Here is a 17,207-nt window from a genome sequence, read left to right on the forward strand (position 1 = left end):
CGCCAGACCCGCAGGAGAACTCGATGCCTCGTATGACAGCCGCCGCCGCTGCAGTGGAGATCCTCAAGCTTGAGGGTGTCGAACAAGCGTTCGGCGTTCCCGGTGCTGCGATCAACCCGTTCTACCGCGAGCTCAAGAACGTGGGCGGTATCGCACACACGCTGGCCCGCCACGTCGAAGGTGCCTCGCACATGGCGGAGGGCTACACCCGCGCCAAGGCCGGCAACATCGGCGTCTGCATCGGCACCTCGGGCCCGGCCGGCACCGACATGATCACCGGCCTGTACTCGGCGATCGCGGACTCGATCCCGATCCTGTGCATCACCGGTCAGGCCCCGGTCGCGAAGCTCCACAAGGAAGACTTCCAGGCCGTCGACATCGCCTCGATCGCCAAGCCGGTCACCAAGAAGGCGACGACCGTTCTGGAGGCCGCCCAGGTTCCGGGCGTGTTCCAGGAGGCCTTCCACCTGATGCGCTCCGGCCGTCCGGGCCCGGTCCTCATCGACCTCCCGATCGACGTCCAGCTGACCGAGATCGAGTTCGACCCCGAGACCTACGCGCCGCTGCCGGTCTACAAGCCGGCCGCCACCCGCGCCCAGGCCCGCAAGGCCCTGCAGTTCCTGCTGGAGTCCGAGCGCCCGCTGATCGTCGCCGGTGGCGGCATCTTCAACGCCGACGCCTCCGACCTGCTGGTCGAGTTCGCCGAGCTGACGAACGTCCCCGTCATCTCCACCCTCATGGGCTGGGGCGTCATCCCGGACGACCACGAGCTGGCCGCCGGCATGGTCGGTGTCCAGACCGCGCACCGCTACGGCAACGCGACGTTCCTCGAGTCGGACTTCGTGTTCGGCATCGGCAACCGCTGGGCCAACCGTCACACCGGCTACAACCTGGACGCCTACACCAAGGGCCGCAAGTTCGTCCACGTCGACATCGAGCCGACCCAGATCGGCAAGATCTTCGCCCCGGACTTCGGTATCGCCTCGGACGCCAAGGCGGCCCTGGAGCTCTTCGTCGAGATCGCGAAGGAGCTCAAGGCCGAGGGCAAGCTGCCCGACTTCAGCGCCTGGGCCGCCTCCGCCCAGGAGCGCAAGGCCACGCTGCTGCGTCGCACGCACTTCGACAACATCCCCATGAAGCCGCAGCGCGTCTACGAGGAGATGAACAAGGCCTTCGGCCCGGAGACCCGCTACGTCACCACCATCGGTCTGTCCCAGATCGCCGGTGCGCAGATGCTGCACGTCTACAAGCCGCGCAACTGGATCAACTGTGGTCAGGCCGGCCCGCTCGGCTGGACCATCCCGGCCGCGATCGGTGCCGCCACCGCGGACCCGGAGACGCCGATCGTCGCCCTGTCCGGCGACTACGACTTCCAGTTCATGATCGAGGAGCTGGCGGTCGCCGCCCAGCACAAGGTCCCCTACGTTCACGTCCTCGTGAACAACGCCTACCTGGGTCTGATCCGTCAGGCGCAGGGCGGTCTGGGCATCAACTTCGAGGTCAACCTCGAATTCGAGAACATCAACGCCCCCGAGCTGGGTGTCTACGGTGTCGACCACGTCAAGGTCGCCGAGGGCCTGGGCGTCAAGGCGATCCGGGTCACCGACCCGGACAAGCTGGGCGAGGCCTTCGAGCAGGCCAAGAAGTGGGCTGCGGAGTACCAGGTTCCGGTCGTCGTCGAGGCCATCCTGGAGCGCATCACCAACATCTCGATGAGCAAGACGGTCGACATGAGCGATGTCACCGAGTTCGAAGAGGTCGCGACCGAGCTGGGCCACGCCCCGACCGCGATCCGCAACACCCTGTCCGCCTAGTTCCGCAAGGCTGGTCTAGCACCACGCAACGGCCCCCGTCCCTCCACCAGGAGGAACGGGGGCCGTTCCGCGTGCGGGTACGGGCCCTTGGTCCCGCGGCCGTCCCGCCGGGCGCCATGCGGGGCGTACGCGCCGCGCCCGGGCCGGTAGGCGGGCTGTACTGTGCCGGGCCCGGCACGGGCACCCGTACTCGGCCGCCTCCAGGGCACGGAAAGGGGGCCGCGGCCGGCCTCTCGGCCGGGACGCGGCCCCGGTGTTCCTTCAGGGCGCAGAGCGCCCGGATTCCTTGAGCCGTAGCCGGCTGTCACGCCCGGTCGGCGAGGCCGGAGCGGGTGTACTGGAAGGGCCTCGTGCCGTTGCCGGCACCCTGGGTCGCGAGCTGGGCTGCGAGCTGGGCCACGAGAACCCGTGCCCCCTGTTGCCGCTCACCGGCTGCCCGTCGTCCGCGGAGCCTGCACGGGCCCGGGTGGTGTCGACGGCGACGGCCACGTCCTTCACCCGCCGATGGGCCCCCACCGAAGCCGGGTGCCACCCATCCGGACATGACAAAGAGCCGAGTCACGGGACCGTCCGTGACTCGGCTCTCTGGGTTGTTACCGCCCGACGGAACGAGGCTGGCGCGACAGGACGTTCGCACCGCCGGGCGGAGAGGGTGGGGGAGGTGGTTCCTCGCGTACAGGGGGCGCTGTGCGTGGCCCCTATATATAAGGAGTAGTTGGCTGGGACCGTGGCGAACGGCGACGAGAACTCCGGCTTCGTCTCCCTCAGGTCAAGAGACGGGCCTCGGAACCCATTACCACCGCACTGGCTCGCACGCTCGCCACGGTCCTCGTCCTGCCCTCACCGCGTACCACCCCTCATCCGGGTTCGCGGTGTGGGCTCAACACCCGGATCCTGACCTCCCGTCAGAATCCCGGTGAAGCTTTACGGCTCAGGCGTCGCGCAGGGCGCGAACGGCCGTCTCGACGCGCTTGCCGTAGTCGGCGTCAGCAGCGTGGAAGTGAGCCAGGTTCTTCTCGACGACGTCCTCGATGGTGACCTGGGACAGGCCGCCGGCGATGTTCGCCACCAGACGCTGCTTCTCGGCCTCCGACATCAGGCGGTAGAGCTCACCGGCCTGGAAGAAGTGGTCGTCCTTGGTGTGGGCCGGGGCCTCGTGGGTGCCCGTGTAGCCGGCGACGGCCTTCGGGGCGCCCAGCGCCAGACCGGTCTCGGCCGGACCCTGGTACGAGTTGGGCTCGTAGTTCTTGTCGTGGCGCGAGCCGTTGCGCAGCGCCATGACGCCGTCGCGGCCGTAGTTGTCGGCCTTGGTCGCCTTCGGGGCGTTGACCGGCAGCAGGGTGTGGTTCACACCGAGGCGGTAGCGCTGGGCGTCGGCGTACGCGAACAGACGGCCCTGGAGCATCTTGTCCGGCGAGGCGGTGATGCCCGGGACGAAGTTGTTCGGGGAGAACGCGGACTGCTCGACCTCGGCGAAGACGTTGTCGGGGTTCCGGTCCAGGACCAGGCGGCCGACGCGCTGCAGCGGGTAATCGCTGTGCGGCCACACCTTGGTGACGTCGAACGGGTTGAAGCGGTAGTCCTCGGCCTCGGAGGCCGGCATGATCTGGACGTAGAGGGTCCAGCTCGGGTTCACACCGCGCTCGATCGCCTGCAGCAGGTCGGTCTGGTGCGAGTTGCCGTCCTTGCCGGCGGTCTCGGCACCCTGCTCGGCGGACAGGCAGCGGATGCCCTGATTCGTCTTGAAGTGGTACTTGACGAAGAAGGCCTCGCCCTGGGCGTTGGTCCACTGGTACGTGTGGGAGCCGTAGCCGTTCATGTGACGGTACGACGCCGGGATACCGCGGTCACCCATCAGCCAGGTGATCTGGTGCGTCGCCTCGGGGGCGTGCGCCCAGAAGTCCCAGACGTTGTCCGCTTCCTGCTTGCCCGTGAAGGGGTCGCGCTTCTGGGAGTGGATGAAGTCGGGGAACTTGATCGGGTCCTTGATGAAGAACACCGGGGTGTTGTTGCCGACGAGGTCGTAGTTGCCCTCTTCGGTGTAGAACTTCAGCGCGAAGCCGCGCGGGTCGCGGACGGCGTCCGCGCCACCCAGCGAGTCGGCCACGGTGGAGAACCGCAGGAAGGTCTCGGTCTTCTTGCCGACCGTGTTCAGGAACGCGGCGCTGGTGTACGCGGTGACGTCGTCGGTCACCTCGAAGTGACCGTACGCGGCGGAGCCGCGGGCGTGCACGACACGCTCCGGGATGCGCTCACGGTTGAAGCGGGCGAGCTTCTCCAGGAGCTGCTGGTCCTGGACCAGGATGGGGCCACCGACGCCGGCGGTAGCGGAGTTCTGGTTGTCGGCGACCGGGGCGCCAGACTCGGTCGTCAGCGTGCGCTTCGACATGGTGACCTTCCATACGGGGAACTGCTGACGGAATTCGTCTTCCGTCATGCGGAACAGCCTAATTTCGGCATGAACTCGACGTCAACAGTTTGTTGAAAAAAAGAGGGAGGGGAGGTAATCCGGACGGTGCCGGCACTTGGGCGCGACAGGACAGGTGTCAGCACCGGCACCATCCGGAAACTCAGGGCCCCGCGAGCGGGGTGGGTGGCGGCCCGGCGAGCGGGCCGCCTATCGGAGCGGAGCTCAGATCTGGGCGCCGGAGAGGCGCTCGACCGCGCGGAGCAGCGCGGAGTGGTCCAGGCCACCGTCACCCTGGGCGCGCAGCGAGGCGACCAGCTGGGCGACGACCGCGCCGACCGGGAGGGCGGCACCGACGTTGCGGGCGGCGTCGGTGACGATGCCCATGTCCTTGTGGTGCAGGTCGATCCGGAAACCGGGCTTGAAGTCGCGGTTCAGGAAGTTGGCCTTCTTGCGGGTCAGGACCGTGGAGCCGGCCAGACCGCCGTTGAGCACGTCCAGAGCGGCTTCGAGGTTCACGCCCGACTTCTCGAGGAAGACGACGGCCTCGGCGCACGCCTGGATGTTCACCGCGACGATGAGCTGGTTGGCAGCCTTCACCGTCTGGCCGGAGCCGTGCGGGCCACACAGGACGATGGTCTTGCCGAGGGCCTCGAGGACCGGCAGGGCCTCGTCGAAGTCGGCCTGCTCGCCACCCACCATGATCGACAGGACGGCCTCGATGGCACCGGCCTCGCCGCCGGAGACCGGGGCGTCGAGGACGCGGATGCCCTTGGCGGCGGCGTTCTTCGCCAGGTCGATCGAGGTCTGCGGGGTGATCGACGACATGTCGACGATCAGCGCGCCGGACTTGGCGTTCTCAAGGATGCCGTTCTCGCCGTAGGAGATGGCCTCGACCTGCGGGGAGGCGGGCACCATCGTGACGATGACGTCCGCGTCGGCCACGGCCTCGGCGATCGAACCGGCGGTGGCGCCACCGGCCGCGGCCAGGCGGTCCAGCTTGTCCTGCTCCAGCGTGAAGCCGGTGACCGAGTAGCCGGCCTTCAGGAGGTTCTCGGCCATGGGGGAGCCCATGATGCCGAGACCGATCCAGGCGATCTTCGGGAGGTTGCTCATGATGAGGGTCCTTCTCTTAATGCTTCGTACGAAAAGTTCGTCAGGTGCCTGGCTGTTCGCCCGGACTTTTCCGCCTACTTCGCGGCGCGGGCCTCGGAAGGCAGCCACGCGAAGGAGGCGGCGGCGTCGGCGGCCTTGTACTCGAGACCGACAAAGCCCTGGTAGCCGGCCTTCTGGAGCTGGTCGAGCAGCTCTTCGAGGGGCAGCTCACCGGTGCCGGGGGCACCTCGTCCCGGCTTGTCCGCAATCTGGACGTGCCCGGTCTTGGCGGCGTACTTTTCGATGACCTCGGAGAGGTCCTCATCGTTCATCGCCAGGTGGTACAGGTCGAGCAGGAACTTGGCGTTCCCGAGGCCGGTGGCCTCGTTCACCTTGTCCACTACCTCGATGCCGGCCGGGGCGCTCACCAGGGGGTAGAGCGGCGACTCGGGCTTGTTCAGCGTCTCGATCAGGAGGATCGCGCCGACGCGGTCCGCGGCCTGAGCCGCCACGACCAGGTTCTTCAGCGCGAGCTCGTCCTGAACGGCCGGGTCCACGCCTTCGACGCGGTTGCCGTAGAGGGCGTTCAGCGCCTTGCAGCCAACCGAGGCGGCGAAGTCCGCAGCCACGTTGATGTTGGCGTTGAAGCGCTCCGACTCCTCACCGGGAACCGAAACCGCACCGCGGTCCGGGCCCGGCAGCTGGCCGGCGTAGAAGTTAAGGCCCACCAGCTGGGTGCCGGCGTCCTCAAGAGCCTTCTTGAGGGCGTCGAGCTCCGCTTGAGCGGGGGTGGGGGTCTCGATCCAGGGCCACCACAGCTCGACCGCCGTGAAGCCCGCTGCGGCGGCTGCCGCGGGACGCTCCAGGAGCGGGAGTTCCGTGAAGAGGATCGAAAGATTTACATCGAAGCGCTGGTCCGTGTATCCCATGAGGGGTGTGCGCTCCTTCCGTATTGCGGAAGTTAGTTTCTGCCTGATGGAAGACTGCAAGCAGGGCGGCACGATTGTCAAGTGCCGCCTCCCGAAAAGTCCGGCCCGCCCGTCGCCCGACCGCCACCCCTCAAGGGGGCGCTATCGCGCCGCTCCATCTGGCCCGGGTAGCTTGACCACGTGCGATTGAGAGTGGAGTTCACGACCGAGCCCTTCGATCTCGAAGAGGCCCCTGCCCATGCCGTAGCCGCTCGGGAGGTCATCCAGAAGGCCCAGCTGGACGCGGTGGATGTCGGCCCGTTCGGCAATACGGCCGAGGGGGAGTCCGAAGAGGTGCTGGCGGCGGTCACCGTGCTGCTGCGAGACGCCCTGGGGGCCGGAGCCACGCGCGTCTCGCTCCAGGTCAACGTGATCGGGGAGGACACGCCATGACCGAGCCCCGGGACCATCCCTTCGTCACCGCGGTCAAGCCGCTGGTGGACGCGATGGGTGGCGAGCTGATGGATCCCTCCCTGGCTCAGCCCGACGATGTCGTGCTCTCGTGGGAGGGTGAGGACCTCCTGGCCGTAAGGCTCCCGCAGCTCTCGGACTCGCTGGACCACATCCTGGCGGCGCTGGAGCGCCGGCACGGCGTACCGTTGTCCGGGCTCGACCGGAAGTCCAAGCAGGACGTGGTGCGGATACTGGAGGCGCGAGGCGCCTTCTCGGTCCGGCACGGTGTGGAAACGGTCGCGGGAGCGCTGGGTGTAAGCCGCTTCACGGTCTACAACTACTTGAACAGGGACGCGAACACTCCCAAGGGATCCAGCGGAGCCAACCAAGAGTGAATCGAACCTGACCCACAGTGACGAGCCGCCGCCCAATTCACCCGGGCGGCGGCTTTTGTGTACGGGAAGTTTCAACAAAGTGTTGACGCGGTGTTGTCGAGGGCGTTAGCTATGCGCAGCCCGTCAAAGCAACAACAGGCCACGGAGGCCTACCGTGACTTCGAGTCCGACCCCGGGTCTCACCCGGTTCAACGCCTTGGACGACAGCGAGGCCACGGCCGAGCTGCACGAGGTGTGCGCCAGCTCGGCATGGGGCAGCAAACTGCTGGCCCAGCGCCCCTTCACCAGCACCGAATCCCTGTTCTCCGCGAACGAGGCCGCCATGGCCGAGCTCACCGCGGAGGACCTGGGCGAGGCGATGGGAGGCCATGCGCCGATCGGCCGGCCGAAGCCGGGAGACCCGACCTCCGCCCGCGAGCAGCGTGGCATGGCCGGTGCCTCGGAGGAGCTCAAGACCGAGCTCCTCGAACTGAACCTGGCGTACCAGGAGAAGTTCGGCCACGTCTTCCTCATCTGCGCCACCGGTGCGACCGGTGCGTTCATGCGGGACGCGGTCAAGGTCCGGATCGAGAACTCGCCGGAACAGGAGCGGGAAACCGCTCGTGGCGAGCTCGTCAAGATCAACCGGATTCGCCTGACCCGTCTCGTGGAATCCGTAGAAGGAGAGTAGGACCGAGCATGAGCACTGAGACCACCGCGTCGGTGTCCACGCACATTCTGGACACCAGCATCGGAAAGCCCGCCGAAGGCGTCGCGATCTCCCTGTCGGCCCGTAAGGGTCCGGGCGGTGAGTGGGTGGCCCTGGGCGGTTCCGCCACCGATGTGGACGGGCGTTGCAAGGACCTGCCGGCTCTGCCGGAGGGCACCACCCACGTACGTCTCGACTTCGAGACCGAGACGTACTTTGTGAATAAGAACAGTTCCAAGAAGCAAGCCGAGGCGCAGCAGGACGCCCCCCGCGTAAGGGACAGCGGTGCGTTTTTCCCGGAGGTCACCATCACCTTCTCGGTGAACCCGGGCGAGCACTATCACGTACCGCTGCTGCTCAACCCGTTCGGCTACTCCGTTTACCGAGGGAGCTAGCAGACATGCCCACGATTCTCGGCCAGAACCAGTACGGCAAAGCAGAGAACCGCGTAGTCAAGATCACGCGGGACGGCGACACCCACCACATCAAGGACCTGAACGTCTCGGTCGCCCTTTCCGGCGACATGGACGACGTCCACTACTCCGGCTCGAACGCCAACGTCCTGCCGACGGACACCACCAAGAACACGGTGTACGCGTTCGCCAAGGAGTACGGCATCGAGTCCGCCGAGCAGTTCGGCATCCACCTGGCGCGTTGGTTCGTCAACAGCCAGGAGCCGATCCAGAAGGCGCGCATCCGGATCGAGGAGTACTCCTGGTCCCGGATCGCCACCTCGGACGCGAACTCCAAGTTCATCGGCTCCGATGAGGTGAACCACTCCTTCGTCCGCGAGGGCATGGAGACCCGTGTCACCCAGATCACGTACGACGGCAAGAACTGGGAGGTCATCTCCGGCCTCAAGGACCTGGTCGTCATGAACTCCACGAACTCCGAGTTCTGGGGTTACGTGAAGGACAAGTACACGACCCTGAAGGAGGCCTACGACCGCATCCTGGCAACCCAGGTTTCGGCTCGCTGGCGCTTCGCCTGGTCGGATGACGAGCAGCGGATGCCCAACTGGGAGAAGTCCTACGCCGAGACCCGGAAGCACATGCTCCAGGCCTTCGCGGAGACCTACTCCCTGTCGCTGCAGCAGACCCTGTACCAGATGGGTTCGCGCATCATCAACCACCGTTCGGAGATCGACGAGGTTCGCTTCTCGCTCCCGAACAAGCACCACTTCCTCGTCGACCTCGAGCCCTTCGGTCTCAAGAACGACAACGAGGTCTACTTCGCCGCGGACCGCCCGTACGGTCTGATCGAGGCGACGGTTCTCCGCGACGGCGTCGACGCCCGTATCCCCGTGGACATGACCAACCTCTGATGTGGCACTCGCGTCCCGGGGCTCCGCAGTGGCCCCGGGGCGGTGCGACACCTGTCAGTACTCTCAACTTCCTGAATCGGCACCCGGACGCACCACACGGGGCGGCAGTACTGTCAGCTGTCAAGGCCCCCGGCTCCGGCACTCAAATCCCCTGGGTTTTGCCGTGCCCGCACCGCCACTGAAAGCACGAGGAAGTCCCATGGCAGCATCGGCAGCCAATGACAGCGCCGTAGAGCGCATCGTCATCGAAAACTGTGCGATTGCGACCGTTGACGCCAACGACACCGAGTACGCCTCGGGCCACGTGGTCGTCGCCGGTAACAAGATCGAGTTCATCGGTGCGGGCAAGGCCCCCGAGAACCTCGACAACGTCGTCCGCCGCATCGACGGCACCGGGCACCTCGTGACCCCCGGTCTGGTCAACACGCACCACCACTTCTACCAGTGGATCACGCGCGGTCTGGCCACCGACCACAACCTCTTCAACTGGCTGGTCGCGCTGTACCCGACGTGGGCGCGCATCGACGAGCAGATGACGTACACGGCCGCGCAGGGCTCCCTCGCCGCGATGGCCAAGGGCGGCGTCACCACCGCCATGGACCACCACTACGTGTTCCCCAAGGGCTCCGGCGACCTGTCCGGCTCGATCATCCGCGCCGCGTCCGAGATGGGCGTCCGCTTCACCCTCGCCCGCGGTTCGATGGACCGCAGCGAGAAGGACGGCGGCCTGCCGCCGGACCACGCGGTCGAGACCCTCGAGGGTGCGCTCGCGGACACCGAGGCGACCGTGAAGAAGTACCACGACGCCTCCTTCGACGCGATGACCCAGGTCGCCGTCGCCCCCTGCTCCCCCTTCTCGGTCTCCACCGAGCTGCTCAAGCAGGGCGCCGAGATGGCCCGCCGCCTGGGTGTGCGCATGCACACGCACGGCTCGGAGACCGTCGAGGAAGAGCAGTTCTGCAAGGAACTGTTCGGCATGGGCCCGACCGACTACTTCGAGTCGACCGGCTGGCTCGGCGAGGACGTGTGGATGGCGCACAGCGTCCACATGAACGACTCCGACATCGCCGCGTTCGCCCGTACCAAGACCGGTGTCGCGCACTGCCCGTCCTCCAACGCCCGTCTGGCCGCCGGCATCGCCCGCGTCCCGGACATGCTCGCCGCCGGTGTCCCGGTCGGCCTCGGCGTGGACGGCACCGCCTCCAACGAGTCCGGCGAGCTGCACACCGAGCTGCGCAACGCGCTCCTCATCAACCGCCTGAACCCGGTCCACCGCGAGCGCGCCCTCAACGCGCGCCAGGCCCTGCGCCTCGGCACCTACGGCGGCGCCCAGGTCCTCGGCCGCGCCGACAACATCGGTTCGCTCGAGGTCGGCAAGTGCGCCGACCTGGTGATGTGGAACCTGAGCACGCTCCTGCACTCCTCGATCGCCGACCCGGTCACCGCCCTGGTCTTCGGTGCGGCGGCTCCGGTCACCGCGTCGTTCGTCAACGGCAAGCAGATCGTCGAGAGCAACCGTCTCCTCTTCGCCGACGAGGACGCCATCGCGGTGTCCACGCGGGAAGAGGCCCAGCGCCTCGCGCGACTCTCCGCGTAGGCCTGATCCCACGGAAGTCCGGCTGGGGGGGACGGCCCCCGGTCGGCGGCCGCGGACCCGAGCGGGGTCCGCGGCAGCCGTTCCCGGGTAGCGCCTGAGGATTTTCCGCAGGCGCCCCGGGTGCGGTGACTCGTGACACTCGCCCCGCAGCTCGTGTACCGCGCCACCGCCACGGCACCGCCAGCTCTCTTTCAGCTTTCCTCGAGCTCTCGGCGGGTTCCCCGCAGGTTCTTCGGCGGGTTCCCCACGGGCTCTCCTCCACACCGGCGGCTCGGGCCGCCACCGCGTGGAAACGACTCGGGCGAATCGTCTCCGCACCCCTTGGGACAAGCACGCGCAGCACCCCCACAACTCCATACAGGCTCGACTAGCAACGCTTTCGCACCACCTCCATGACACCCACGTCCCTGCCGACGTGTATAACCGACCGGAGGAAGCCGTGGCCATTGCGCCCAGGTTTCGCAAAGATGCAGTCGTAGTACCGGAGGGGAAGCACCCGGTCGACGAGACCTTGCCTCCATTGAAAATGTTCACGAGCGGTTTGCAGCACGTGGCCGCCATGTACGCGGGCGTCGTCGCCCCACCCATGATCGTCGGACCGGCCGTCGGCCTCTCCGCCACCGAGACCGCCTTCCTGATGGGCGCCTCGCTCTTCACCGCAGGACTCGCCACCCTCCTCCAGACCCTCGGATTCTGGAAGATCGGCGCCAAACTCCCCTTCGTCAACGGCGTCTCCTTCGCCGGTGTGACCCCGATGATCGCCATCGGAAAGGGCGAGGGCGACAACGCCATCCCGATCATCTTCGGCGCGATCATCGTCGCCGGGATCCTCGGATTCTTCGCCGCCCCGTACTTCGGCAGGCTGGTCCGGTTCTTCCCACCGGTGGTCACCGGTACGGTCATCACCCTGATCGGCGTCTCGCTGCTCCCCGTGGCCTTCAACTGGTCCCAGGGCGGGAACAGCACCGCCACCGACTACGGCTCGATGAAGAACATCGCCATGGCCGCCGCCACTCTCGCGATCGTCCTGCTGATGCGCAAGTTCCTGCGCGGCTTCCTCCAGCAGATCTCCATCCTCCTCGGCCTGGTCGTCGGCACGCTCATAGCACTGCCGCTGGGCATGACGAGCTTCGACGCCGTCAGGAACGCCGACTTCGTGGGCTTCCCGACGCCGTTCCACTTCGGGGCGCCGCAGTTCCAGGTCGCCGCGATCATCTCCATGTGCATCGTGATGCTGGTGTGCATGACCGAGTCCACCGCCGACATCCTCGCGCTGGGCAAGATCGTCGGCCGCCCGGCGGACTCGAAGACCATCGAGGGCGGCCTGCGCGCCGACACCCTCGGCAGCGCGCTCAGCCCGCTGTTCAACGGGTTCATGTGCAGTGCCTTCGCCCAGAACATAGGCCTGGTCGCGATGACCAAGGTACGGAGCAGGTTCGTCGTCGCGGCCGGCGGCGGCATCCTGATCCTGCTGGGCCTGTGTCCGATCGCCGCCTCCGTCATCGGAGTCGTACCCCTGCCCGTTCTCGGCGGCGCGGGCATCGTCCTCTTCGGCTCGGTGGCCGCCAGCGGCATCCAGACCCTGGCCGGCGCGGCCATGGAGAAGGGCGAGAACGCCCTGATCGTCGCCGCCGCACTCGGAATCGGCCTGATCCCGATCGCCGCCCCCGGCTTCTACCACGCCTTCCCGAAGGACCTGCTGGTCGTCCTCGACTCCGGCATCAGCACCGGCTGCGTCGTGGCCATCGTGCTGAACCTGGCCTTCAACCACCTCGGCGCCAAGAAGGAATCGGCCCCAGGCTCCCCGGAAGCGGTGCTGGTGCACTGACCGGGCTCTGCCCGGCCGGGATGCGGAGCGGCGGCGCGTACGTCACCCACTGCGGGGTTGACGTCCGCGCCGCCGCTCCGCGTCTTCGGCTGTTGCTGTTGTTGCTGCTGCTGCTGCTTCGCCGTGAGGAGTGCTGGGTTGCGTGACGGCTGACCGCTGACCACTGGCCGCTGGGCCCAGGCTCCGGCGGATGTTACTGGGGCTCAAATGCCGTCGGGGCCAATGGATTTGGGCAGCCCCGGACTCGTGGCAAGGCTCAAGTCCCTTCCGCCGGGACCGGGTCGGACCAGATGTCCGGGGCGACCGTGTGCACGCGGTGTCCGCGCCGGTCCAGTTCCTGTGCCTCCGACTTGCGGACCTGCAGGGACACCGCCGAGTCCGTGATGCGCAGTCCCGGCAGCCGACGGGCGAGCTCCGCCGTGTACCGGGAGAGACCCTCCACCGTGCGCAGCCGGGCGACGATCAGGAAGTTCCAGGGTCCGCTGACCGACATGCAGATCCGGGTCTCGCGCAGTCCTGCGGCGACCGCCGCGCAGTCGGCGAGCTCGTACTCGGAAGCCTCCGCCCACAGCGTCGCCGACACCGGCCAGCCCGACAGTCCGGCCGCCAGCGCGCAGCTGTAGCGCAGGCTGTGCCCGGCCTCCAGCCGCGTGAGCCGGCGCCGTACGGTCGACTCGCTCATCGCGAACTCCCGGGCCAGCGAGGCCACGCTGCGCCGGGCGTCCGAGGCCAGGGCCAGTACCAGCGGCCGGTCCTCCTCCGTGAGTGGGGCCACCACCGGCCGGTCCGGGGAGGCGGAGGCCGCCGGCCGCCGGGTCCGTCTCGTCAGCAGACCGATCTGGCCCGGGGTCAGCTGGTCCAGGCGCCAGCGGTCGGGGGCGTAGTGCACCGCCGTCACCATCGAGGTGCGGGTGCCGACCACGCCCGGTATGCGCTGCACCCGGGAGGACAGGTAGCGGTACAGCGTGGGCAGGTCGGGTACGGCCACGAAAACCAGCAGGTCCCGGCTCCCGGTGGTGTGCTCGACGCCCAGGGCGTGGGGATCCGCCACGAGCACGTCCCCCACCGAAGCCGAGCTGCCCGCGGTGCAGGTGACCTCCACCCACGCCATACAGGGCGTCGTGATCCCGCTGCGCAGCCCCAGTCCGCTCAGCCATGCCTCGCCGGACCCGGTGAGCCGCTCCCAGCGACGAGCCAGGGTGTCCGGGCGCGCGCCGAGGACGGGTCCCAGCAGCTCCCAGCTCGCGCGGGGCGCGAGCTGGAGTGCGTGGACCAGTGCCCGGTCTGTGTCGTCGATGGCGGAAATGGCCGAATTCATACCCTCCCCTTGGCGGTTCTCCCGGTCGGTGACGGGACAACGGGATTATGAGCCGATCATCTCTCTTTGTGCGTTCAACTGTTGACCACATGACAGTGCGCACGTGTTGGACATCGCAGGAGGACGCGTGGGGGAGTCCCGCTCGGGCATGCGGCAGGCGGTGCCCGCCGAACTGTCGAGCTTCATCGGGCGGGAGCGGGAGCTCACCGCCCTCGCTTCCCTGCTCGCCACCGAACGCCTGGTCACGCTCACCGGACCGGCCGGCATCGGCAAGACCCGGCTTGCCGTGCGCACCGTCCGCGCACTGGGCGACAGGGAGGGCCTGGACACCGTCTGGGCGGAGCTCGCGGCCCTGCCCGAGTGGTGCTGGGACGGTCTCGGAGCGGAGCTCGCAGGCCGGCTCGCGGGGCGTGAGGCGCTGCTCGTGCTCGACGGCTGCGAACAGCTGGGGGAGGCCGGTGCGAGGCTGGCCGCCGAGCTGCTGCGGCGTCTTCCGGGGCTGCGGATCCTGGCCACTTCGCAGCGACGGCTGCGGCTCGCCGGGGAAGCGGTACTCGCGGTACCGCCGCTGTCGGTGCCCGTCACGCACTCGCTTCAGCCGCTGCCCGCGGCGGTCCACGCCGTACCGGGACACGCTGCGCCCGACCTCACGCGCCGGTTCCCGGTGGCCGACGTCGCCGGCTACGCGGCCGTACGGCTCTTCGAGGAGCGGGCGCGCGGCGCCGACCCCTTCTTCGAACTGACCGACCGCAACGCGGGGGCCGTGGCCGCGTTGTGCCAGGCGCTCGACGGGATTCCCGGCGCACTGGAGCTCGCGGCTGGGCGCTCGCACCAGTACGCGCCCGCGCAGGCGCTCCGCAGGCTCGGCTCCGACCCGCTGGCCTTCCTCGCCGGCGGCGCCGGCCGCAGCACCCGGGCCGACGCCGAACGCTCGCTGCGCCTCGCCTCGCCCGCCGAGAGGCTGCTCTGGGAGCGGCTCTCCGTATTCGCGGGCTCCTTCGACCGGGCGGCCGTCGCCGAGGTGTGCGGCTTCGGATCGCTCACCCCGGACACCGCCGTCGAGGCACTGCTCCGGCTGGCCCCGGGCCTGCTCGCGGACGCCGGGCAGGGCCGCTACCGGCTGCCCCTGTCAGTACGGGCGTACGCGGCCCGGCGGCTCGCGCACGGACCCGCCGGGGACGGCGCGACGACGGCCCGGCGCCACCGCGAGCGCTGCCGGGTGGTGGCGGAGCGGGCTGCGCGGCTGTGGCGCGCCGGCGCGCAACGGGAGGCGCGCGCCCTCGCCTTACGGGAACTCCCCGAGCTGCGGGCGGCGATGAACCCGCTCGCCGCCGGGGGGCCGGGAGCCGCCCTGGAGATCGCGGTGTCCCTGTGGTTCCTGTGGTCCGCCTGCGGGATGGTGGCGGAGGGGCGCAGGCACGTGGAACGGGCCCTGGCCGTACACCCGGCGCCCCGGCCCGCCCGGGCTCTGTGGCTCGCGGCGTGGCTGGTCGCCGGCTTCGGCGAGCCGGACGGCGCCGACCCCTTGCTCGTGGAGGCGTGGACCGAGGCCGTGCACGAGGGAGAGGACACCTGCCTGGCCTACCTCGCGCACCTGCGCGGGACCATCGCGCTGTGGGAACACCGCTACCAGGACGCCGCGGCGGAGTACCGGGACGGACTGGAACTCCTGCCCTCCGATCCCGAGTTCGGCCCCGGCCGCGAAGCCCTGCGGGCCGCGCACACCCTGGCGCTCGCCCGTACGCACCCGGCTTCGGTACCGGCCGAGGACGACCCGCCGGACGACCCGGCCGATCCGTGGGCCCGCTCCTGGCTGAGTTGCGCCCACGCCCTGGTCCAGCGCCACGAGGGCCGCCCGGCGCTGGCCCGAACGGAACTGCTGCGCGCGCTGCGGACCCAGTTCGGGCTGGACGACACGCTGGGGCAGGCCTTCTCGGTGGAGCTCCTCGCCGAACTGGAGGCGGACCAGGGCCGCTACGCCGAGGCGGCCCGCCTCCTCGGCGCGGTCTCCCGCACCCGCCCGCGCGCGGCCCCGGCCCCCCGCGCCCAGCACGCGGTCCGCACCCGCCTCACCCCACAGGCCTTCCGCGCGGCCTACACCTGCGGCGCCCGGACGCCACTGCGCGAACTACTGCCGGAGCTGGCGGGCTGACTGGGCAGGCTCCTTGTCGCAGGCCCGCCGCTCAGCAGGTCGAGTGGAAGAGCCCGCCCACGCGCTCGGTCGCGGCCAGTCGGTTGTAGAGCGCGACCGCGGCGGTCGTCTCCTCGACGTGAACCTCCACCCCGGCGTCCCGGAGCAGCCGCAGGGTCTCCGGCATGGCGCCGAGCCGCAGCTCCTCAACGGAGCACTCCTGAGAGGCAGCGGTCGACGAAGCAGAAGACCCGACCCGCAAGGGAAGGAATCCCCTCCCTCCAGGGAGGGGAGGAGGTCAACAAGTACCAGTACAGGAAGGTCCAGTCGAAGGAGGCCGGATAGGCGCACATCACCGGCTGCGCCCCCGCCGAGACCTCCCGCACCCAGGCGCGGAACTCCGCCATGGGGACGGCCGGTTCGGCCCCCTCGCGGAGCAGCCGGTCCCGGTCCAGCCCGCTGACCGCGAGCGCCTCCGGTACGTACGCCTCACTGATCGGCAGCAACTCCCGCTACAAGGTGTCCTGTTCCGGATCGGCGGCTGCGTACGAAGCCCCGTCCTGCCGCCCCGCCACGGCGGCCCCGAAACTGATCATCGAATACGGCCCGGGGATGGGCCCGTCGGCCTCGACGTCGACGGAGATGTAGAGGCTGGGGCCCGCGCTGCGGTCTGTCATGCGCGAGAGCATGCCAGCCCGCGGCCGGGACGATCACCCGATTTCCCGGTCGACGACCACCGGGCCCAGGAGGACCATGGGAGCAGGGGCACGTGCGGCGGATCGAGGGAGTGGTCATGTTTGCGGACAGCAAGGGGTACAGCGGCTTCTCGGTCGACGACCTCGGGAAGGCGAAGGAATTCTATGGAGGCACGCTCGGGCTTCGCGTCACGGAGGAAGAGGACATGCCGCACCTGCAACTGCACCTCGCGGGCGACACGAAGGTGCTGATCTATCCGAAGGAGAACCACGAGCCCGCGAGCTTCACGATTCTCAATTTCCCCGTTGACGACATCGACAAGGCGGTCGACGAACTCGCCGCGCGAGGTGTCCGCTTCGAGCGCTACGAAGAATTCGAGGCCGACGATAGAGGCGTTGTCCGCCACGCCGAACCCGGAACGCCGTCCATCGCCTGGTTCAAGGACCCGGCGGGCAACATTCTGTCCGTCCTCAACGAGTCCGCGTAGTACCGCAACCCACCGCGGCGAGGCCGGAAGGGCCGGGCCGCGGCGGATCGGTACTACGGAACTACG

At 68.8% G+C, this 17,207-nt stretch carries 17 protein-coding genes; 10 read left to right on the forward strand and 7 right to left on the reverse strand.

Going from position 1 to position 17,207, the window contains the following annotated elements; genetic code table 11:
- Positions 1–23 precede the first annotated feature (23 nt).
- Positions 24–1,814 carry a glyoxylate carboligase gene (gcl, locus tag OTB20_RS21580; protein ID WP_267759612.1) on the forward strand — a complete coding sequence of 597 codons (1,791 nt, stop codon included), beginning with the start codon at positions 24–26 and terminating at the stop codon, positions 1,812–1,814.
- Positions 1,815–2,745: 931 nt separating this feature from the next.
- On the opposite strand, the gene OTB20_RS21585 is transcribed toward gcl, so the two are convergent.
- The 3 genes from OTB20_RS21585 to OTB20_RS21595 form a co-directional block, all read right to left on the reverse strand.
- Positions 2,746–4,203: a catalase gene (locus OTB20_RS21585; protein ID WP_267819891.1), complete on the reverse strand. Its 1,458-nt coding sequence runs from the start codon at positions 4,201–4,203 to the stop codon at positions 2,746–2,748.
- Positions 4,204–4,446: 243 nt separating this feature from the next.
- Positions 4,447–5,337: a 2-hydroxy-3-oxopropionate reductase gene (locus OTB20_RS21590; RefSeq protein WP_267819803.1), complete on the reverse strand. Its 891-nt coding sequence runs from the start codon at positions 5,335–5,337 to the stop codon at positions 4,447–4,449.
- Between the two features lie 74 nt (positions 5,338–5,411).
- On the reverse strand, positions 5,412–6,245 hold the full coding sequence (locus tag OTB20_RS21595; RefSeq protein WP_267819804.1) for a TIM barrel protein: 834 nt from the start codon (positions 6,243–6,245) through the stop codon (positions 5,412–5,414).
- A gap of 180 nt (positions 6,246–6,425) precedes the next feature.
- Between OTB20_RS21595 and OTB20_RS21600 the strand changes: the two genes are divergently transcribed.
- From OTB20_RS21600 to OTB20_RS21630, 7 genes are all read left to right on the forward strand, one after another.
- A complete protein-coding gene (locus OTB20_RS21600) occupies positions 6,426–6,677 on the forward strand; it encodes a thiamine-binding protein (RefSeq protein ID WP_267759606.1) in 252 nt (83 codons plus the stop codon).
- Positions 6,674–7,072, forward strand: coding sequence for a helix-turn-helix domain-containing protein (locus OTB20_RS21605; RefSeq protein WP_267819805.1), 399 nt, complete (start codon positions 6,674–6,676; stop codon positions 7,070–7,072). Before OTB20_RS21600 ends, OTB20_RS21605 begins: the two co-directional genes overlap by 4 nt.
- A 154-nt stretch (positions 7,073–7,226) precedes the next feature.
- A complete protein-coding gene (uraD, locus tag OTB20_RS21610) occupies positions 7,227–7,742 on the forward strand; it encodes a 2-oxo-4-hydroxy-4-carboxy-5-ureidoimidazoline decarboxylase (RefSeq protein WP_267819806.1) in 516 nt (171 codons plus the stop codon).
- 8 nt (positions 7,743–7,750) lie between these two features.
- Entirely contained in the window at positions 7,751–8,155 is a 405-nt protein-coding gene (gene uraH, locus OTB20_RS21615) for a hydroxyisourate hydrolase (protein WP_267819807.1), read from the forward strand.
- Between the two features lie 5 nt (positions 8,156–8,160).
- Complete coding sequence (gene pucL / locus OTB20_RS21620; protein WP_214953892.1) at positions 8,161–9,084, forward strand: factor-independent urate hydroxylase; 924 nt, start codon at positions 8,161–8,163, stop codon at positions 9,082–9,084.
- Between the two features lie 199 nt (positions 9,085–9,283).
- Positions 9,284–10,681: an 8-oxoguanine deaminase gene (locus OTB20_RS21625; protein ID WP_267759596.1), complete on the forward strand. Its 1,398-nt coding sequence runs from the start codon at positions 9,284–9,286 to the stop codon at positions 10,679–10,681.
- 439 nt (positions 10,682–11,120) lie between these two features.
- Positions 11,121–12,509 carry a nucleobase:cation symporter-2 family protein gene (locus OTB20_RS21630; RefSeq protein WP_267819808.1) on the forward strand — a complete coding sequence of 463 codons (1,389 nt, stop codon included), beginning with the start codon at positions 11,121–11,123 and terminating at the stop codon, positions 12,507–12,509.
- A 256-nt stretch (positions 12,510–12,765) separates the two neighbouring features.
- Here OTB20_RS21630 and OTB20_RS21635 read toward each other — a convergent pair whose 3' ends face one another.
- A complete protein-coding gene (locus OTB20_RS21635) occupies positions 12,766–13,827 on the reverse strand; it encodes an Lrp/AsnC family transcriptional regulator (protein WP_267819809.1) in 1,062 nt (353 codons plus the stop codon).
- A gap of 127 nt (positions 13,828–13,954) precedes the next feature.
- On the opposite strand from OTB20_RS21635, the gene OTB20_RS21640 reads away from it, so the two are divergent.
- Positions 13,955–15,979, forward strand: coding sequence for an ATP-binding protein (locus OTB20_RS21640; protein ID WP_267819810.1), 2,025 nt, complete (start codon positions 13,955–13,957; stop codon positions 15,977–15,979).
- A gap of 31 nt (positions 15,980–16,010) precedes the next feature.
- On the opposite strand, the gene OTB20_RS21645 is transcribed toward OTB20_RS21640, so the two are convergent.
- Genes OTB20_RS21645 through OTB20_RS21655 form a run of 3 tightly spaced genes read right to left on the reverse strand, consistent with a single transcriptional unit; the run spans position 16,011 to position 16,635 of the window.
- Positions 16,011–16,145 carry a hypothetical protein gene (locus OTB20_RS21645; protein ID WP_267819811.1) on the reverse strand — a complete coding sequence of 45 codons (135 nt, stop codon included), beginning with the start codon at positions 16,143–16,145 and terminating at the stop codon, positions 16,011–16,013.
- Between the two features lie 19 nt (positions 16,146–16,164).
- A complete protein-coding gene (locus OTB20_RS21650) occupies positions 16,165–16,464 on the reverse strand; it encodes a hypothetical protein (protein ID WP_267819812.1) in 300 nt (99 codons plus the stop codon).
- A gap of 6 nt (positions 16,465–16,470) precedes the next feature.
- Positions 16,471–16,635, reverse strand: coding sequence for a hypothetical protein (locus OTB20_RS21655; protein WP_267819813.1), 165 nt, complete (start codon positions 16,633–16,635; stop codon positions 16,471–16,473).
- Positions 16,636–16,751: 116 nt separating this feature from the next.
- On the opposite strand from OTB20_RS21655, the gene OTB20_RS21660 reads away from it, so the two are divergent.
- The gene (locus OTB20_RS21660; protein ID WP_267819814.1) at positions 16,752–17,141 is read left to right on the forward strand and encodes a VOC family protein; all 390 of its coding nucleotides are present in this window, start codon (positions 16,752–16,754) and stop codon (positions 17,139–17,141) included.
- The last annotated feature ends 66 nt before the right edge of the window (positions 17,142–17,207 follow it).

Source organism: Streptomyces sp. H27-H1 (assembly GCF_026627445.1).
In the GTDB taxonomy this organism is placed as follows: domain Bacteria; phylum Actinomycetota; class Actinomycetes; order Streptomycetales; family Streptomycetaceae; genus Streptomyces.

Coding starts and splice junctions, on each gene's coding strand:
- gcl (WP_267759612.1), top strand. CDS start 24: ATGCCTCGTATGACAGCCGCCGCCGCTGCAGTGGAGATCCTCAAGCTT.
- OTB20_RS21585 (WP_267819891.1), bottom strand. CDS start 4,203: ATGTCGAAGCGCACGCTGACGACCGAGTCTGGCGCCCCGGTCGCCGAC.
- OTB20_RS21590 (WP_267819803.1), bottom strand. CDS start 5,337: ATGAGCAACCTCCCGAAGATCGCCTGGATCGGTCTCGGCATCATGGGC.
- OTB20_RS21595 (WP_267819804.1), bottom strand. CDS start 6,245: ATGGGATACACGGACCAGCGCTTCGATGTAAATCTTTCGATCCTCTTC.
- OTB20_RS21605 (WP_267819805.1), top strand. CDS start 6,674: ATGACCGAGCCCCGGGACCATCCCTTCGTCACCGCGGTCAAGCCGCTG.
- uraH (WP_267819807.1), top strand. CDS start 7,751: ATGAGCACTGAGACCACCGCGTCGGTGTCCACGCACATTCTGGACACC.
- pucL (WP_214953892.1), top strand. CDS start 8,161: ATGCCCACGATTCTCGGCCAGAACCAGTACGGCAAAGCAGAGAACCGC.
- OTB20_RS21625 (WP_267759596.1), top strand. CDS start 9,284: ATGGCAGCATCGGCAGCCAATGACAGCGCCGTAGAGCGCATCGTCATC.
- OTB20_RS21635 (WP_267819809.1), bottom strand. CDS start 13,827: ATGAATTCGGCCATTTCCGCCATCGACGACACAGACCGGGCACTGGTC.
- OTB20_RS21645 (WP_267819811.1), bottom strand. CDS start 16,145: ATGCCGGAGACCCTGCGGCTGCTCCGGGACGCCGGGGTGGAGGTTCAC.
- OTB20_RS21655 (WP_267819813.1), bottom strand. CDS start 16,635: ATGACAGACCGCAGCGCGGGCCCCAGCCTCTACATCTCCGTCGACGTC.
- OTB20_RS21660 (WP_267819814.1), top strand. CDS start 16,752: ATGTTTGCGGACAGCAAGGGGTACAGCGGCTTCTCGGTCGACGACCTC.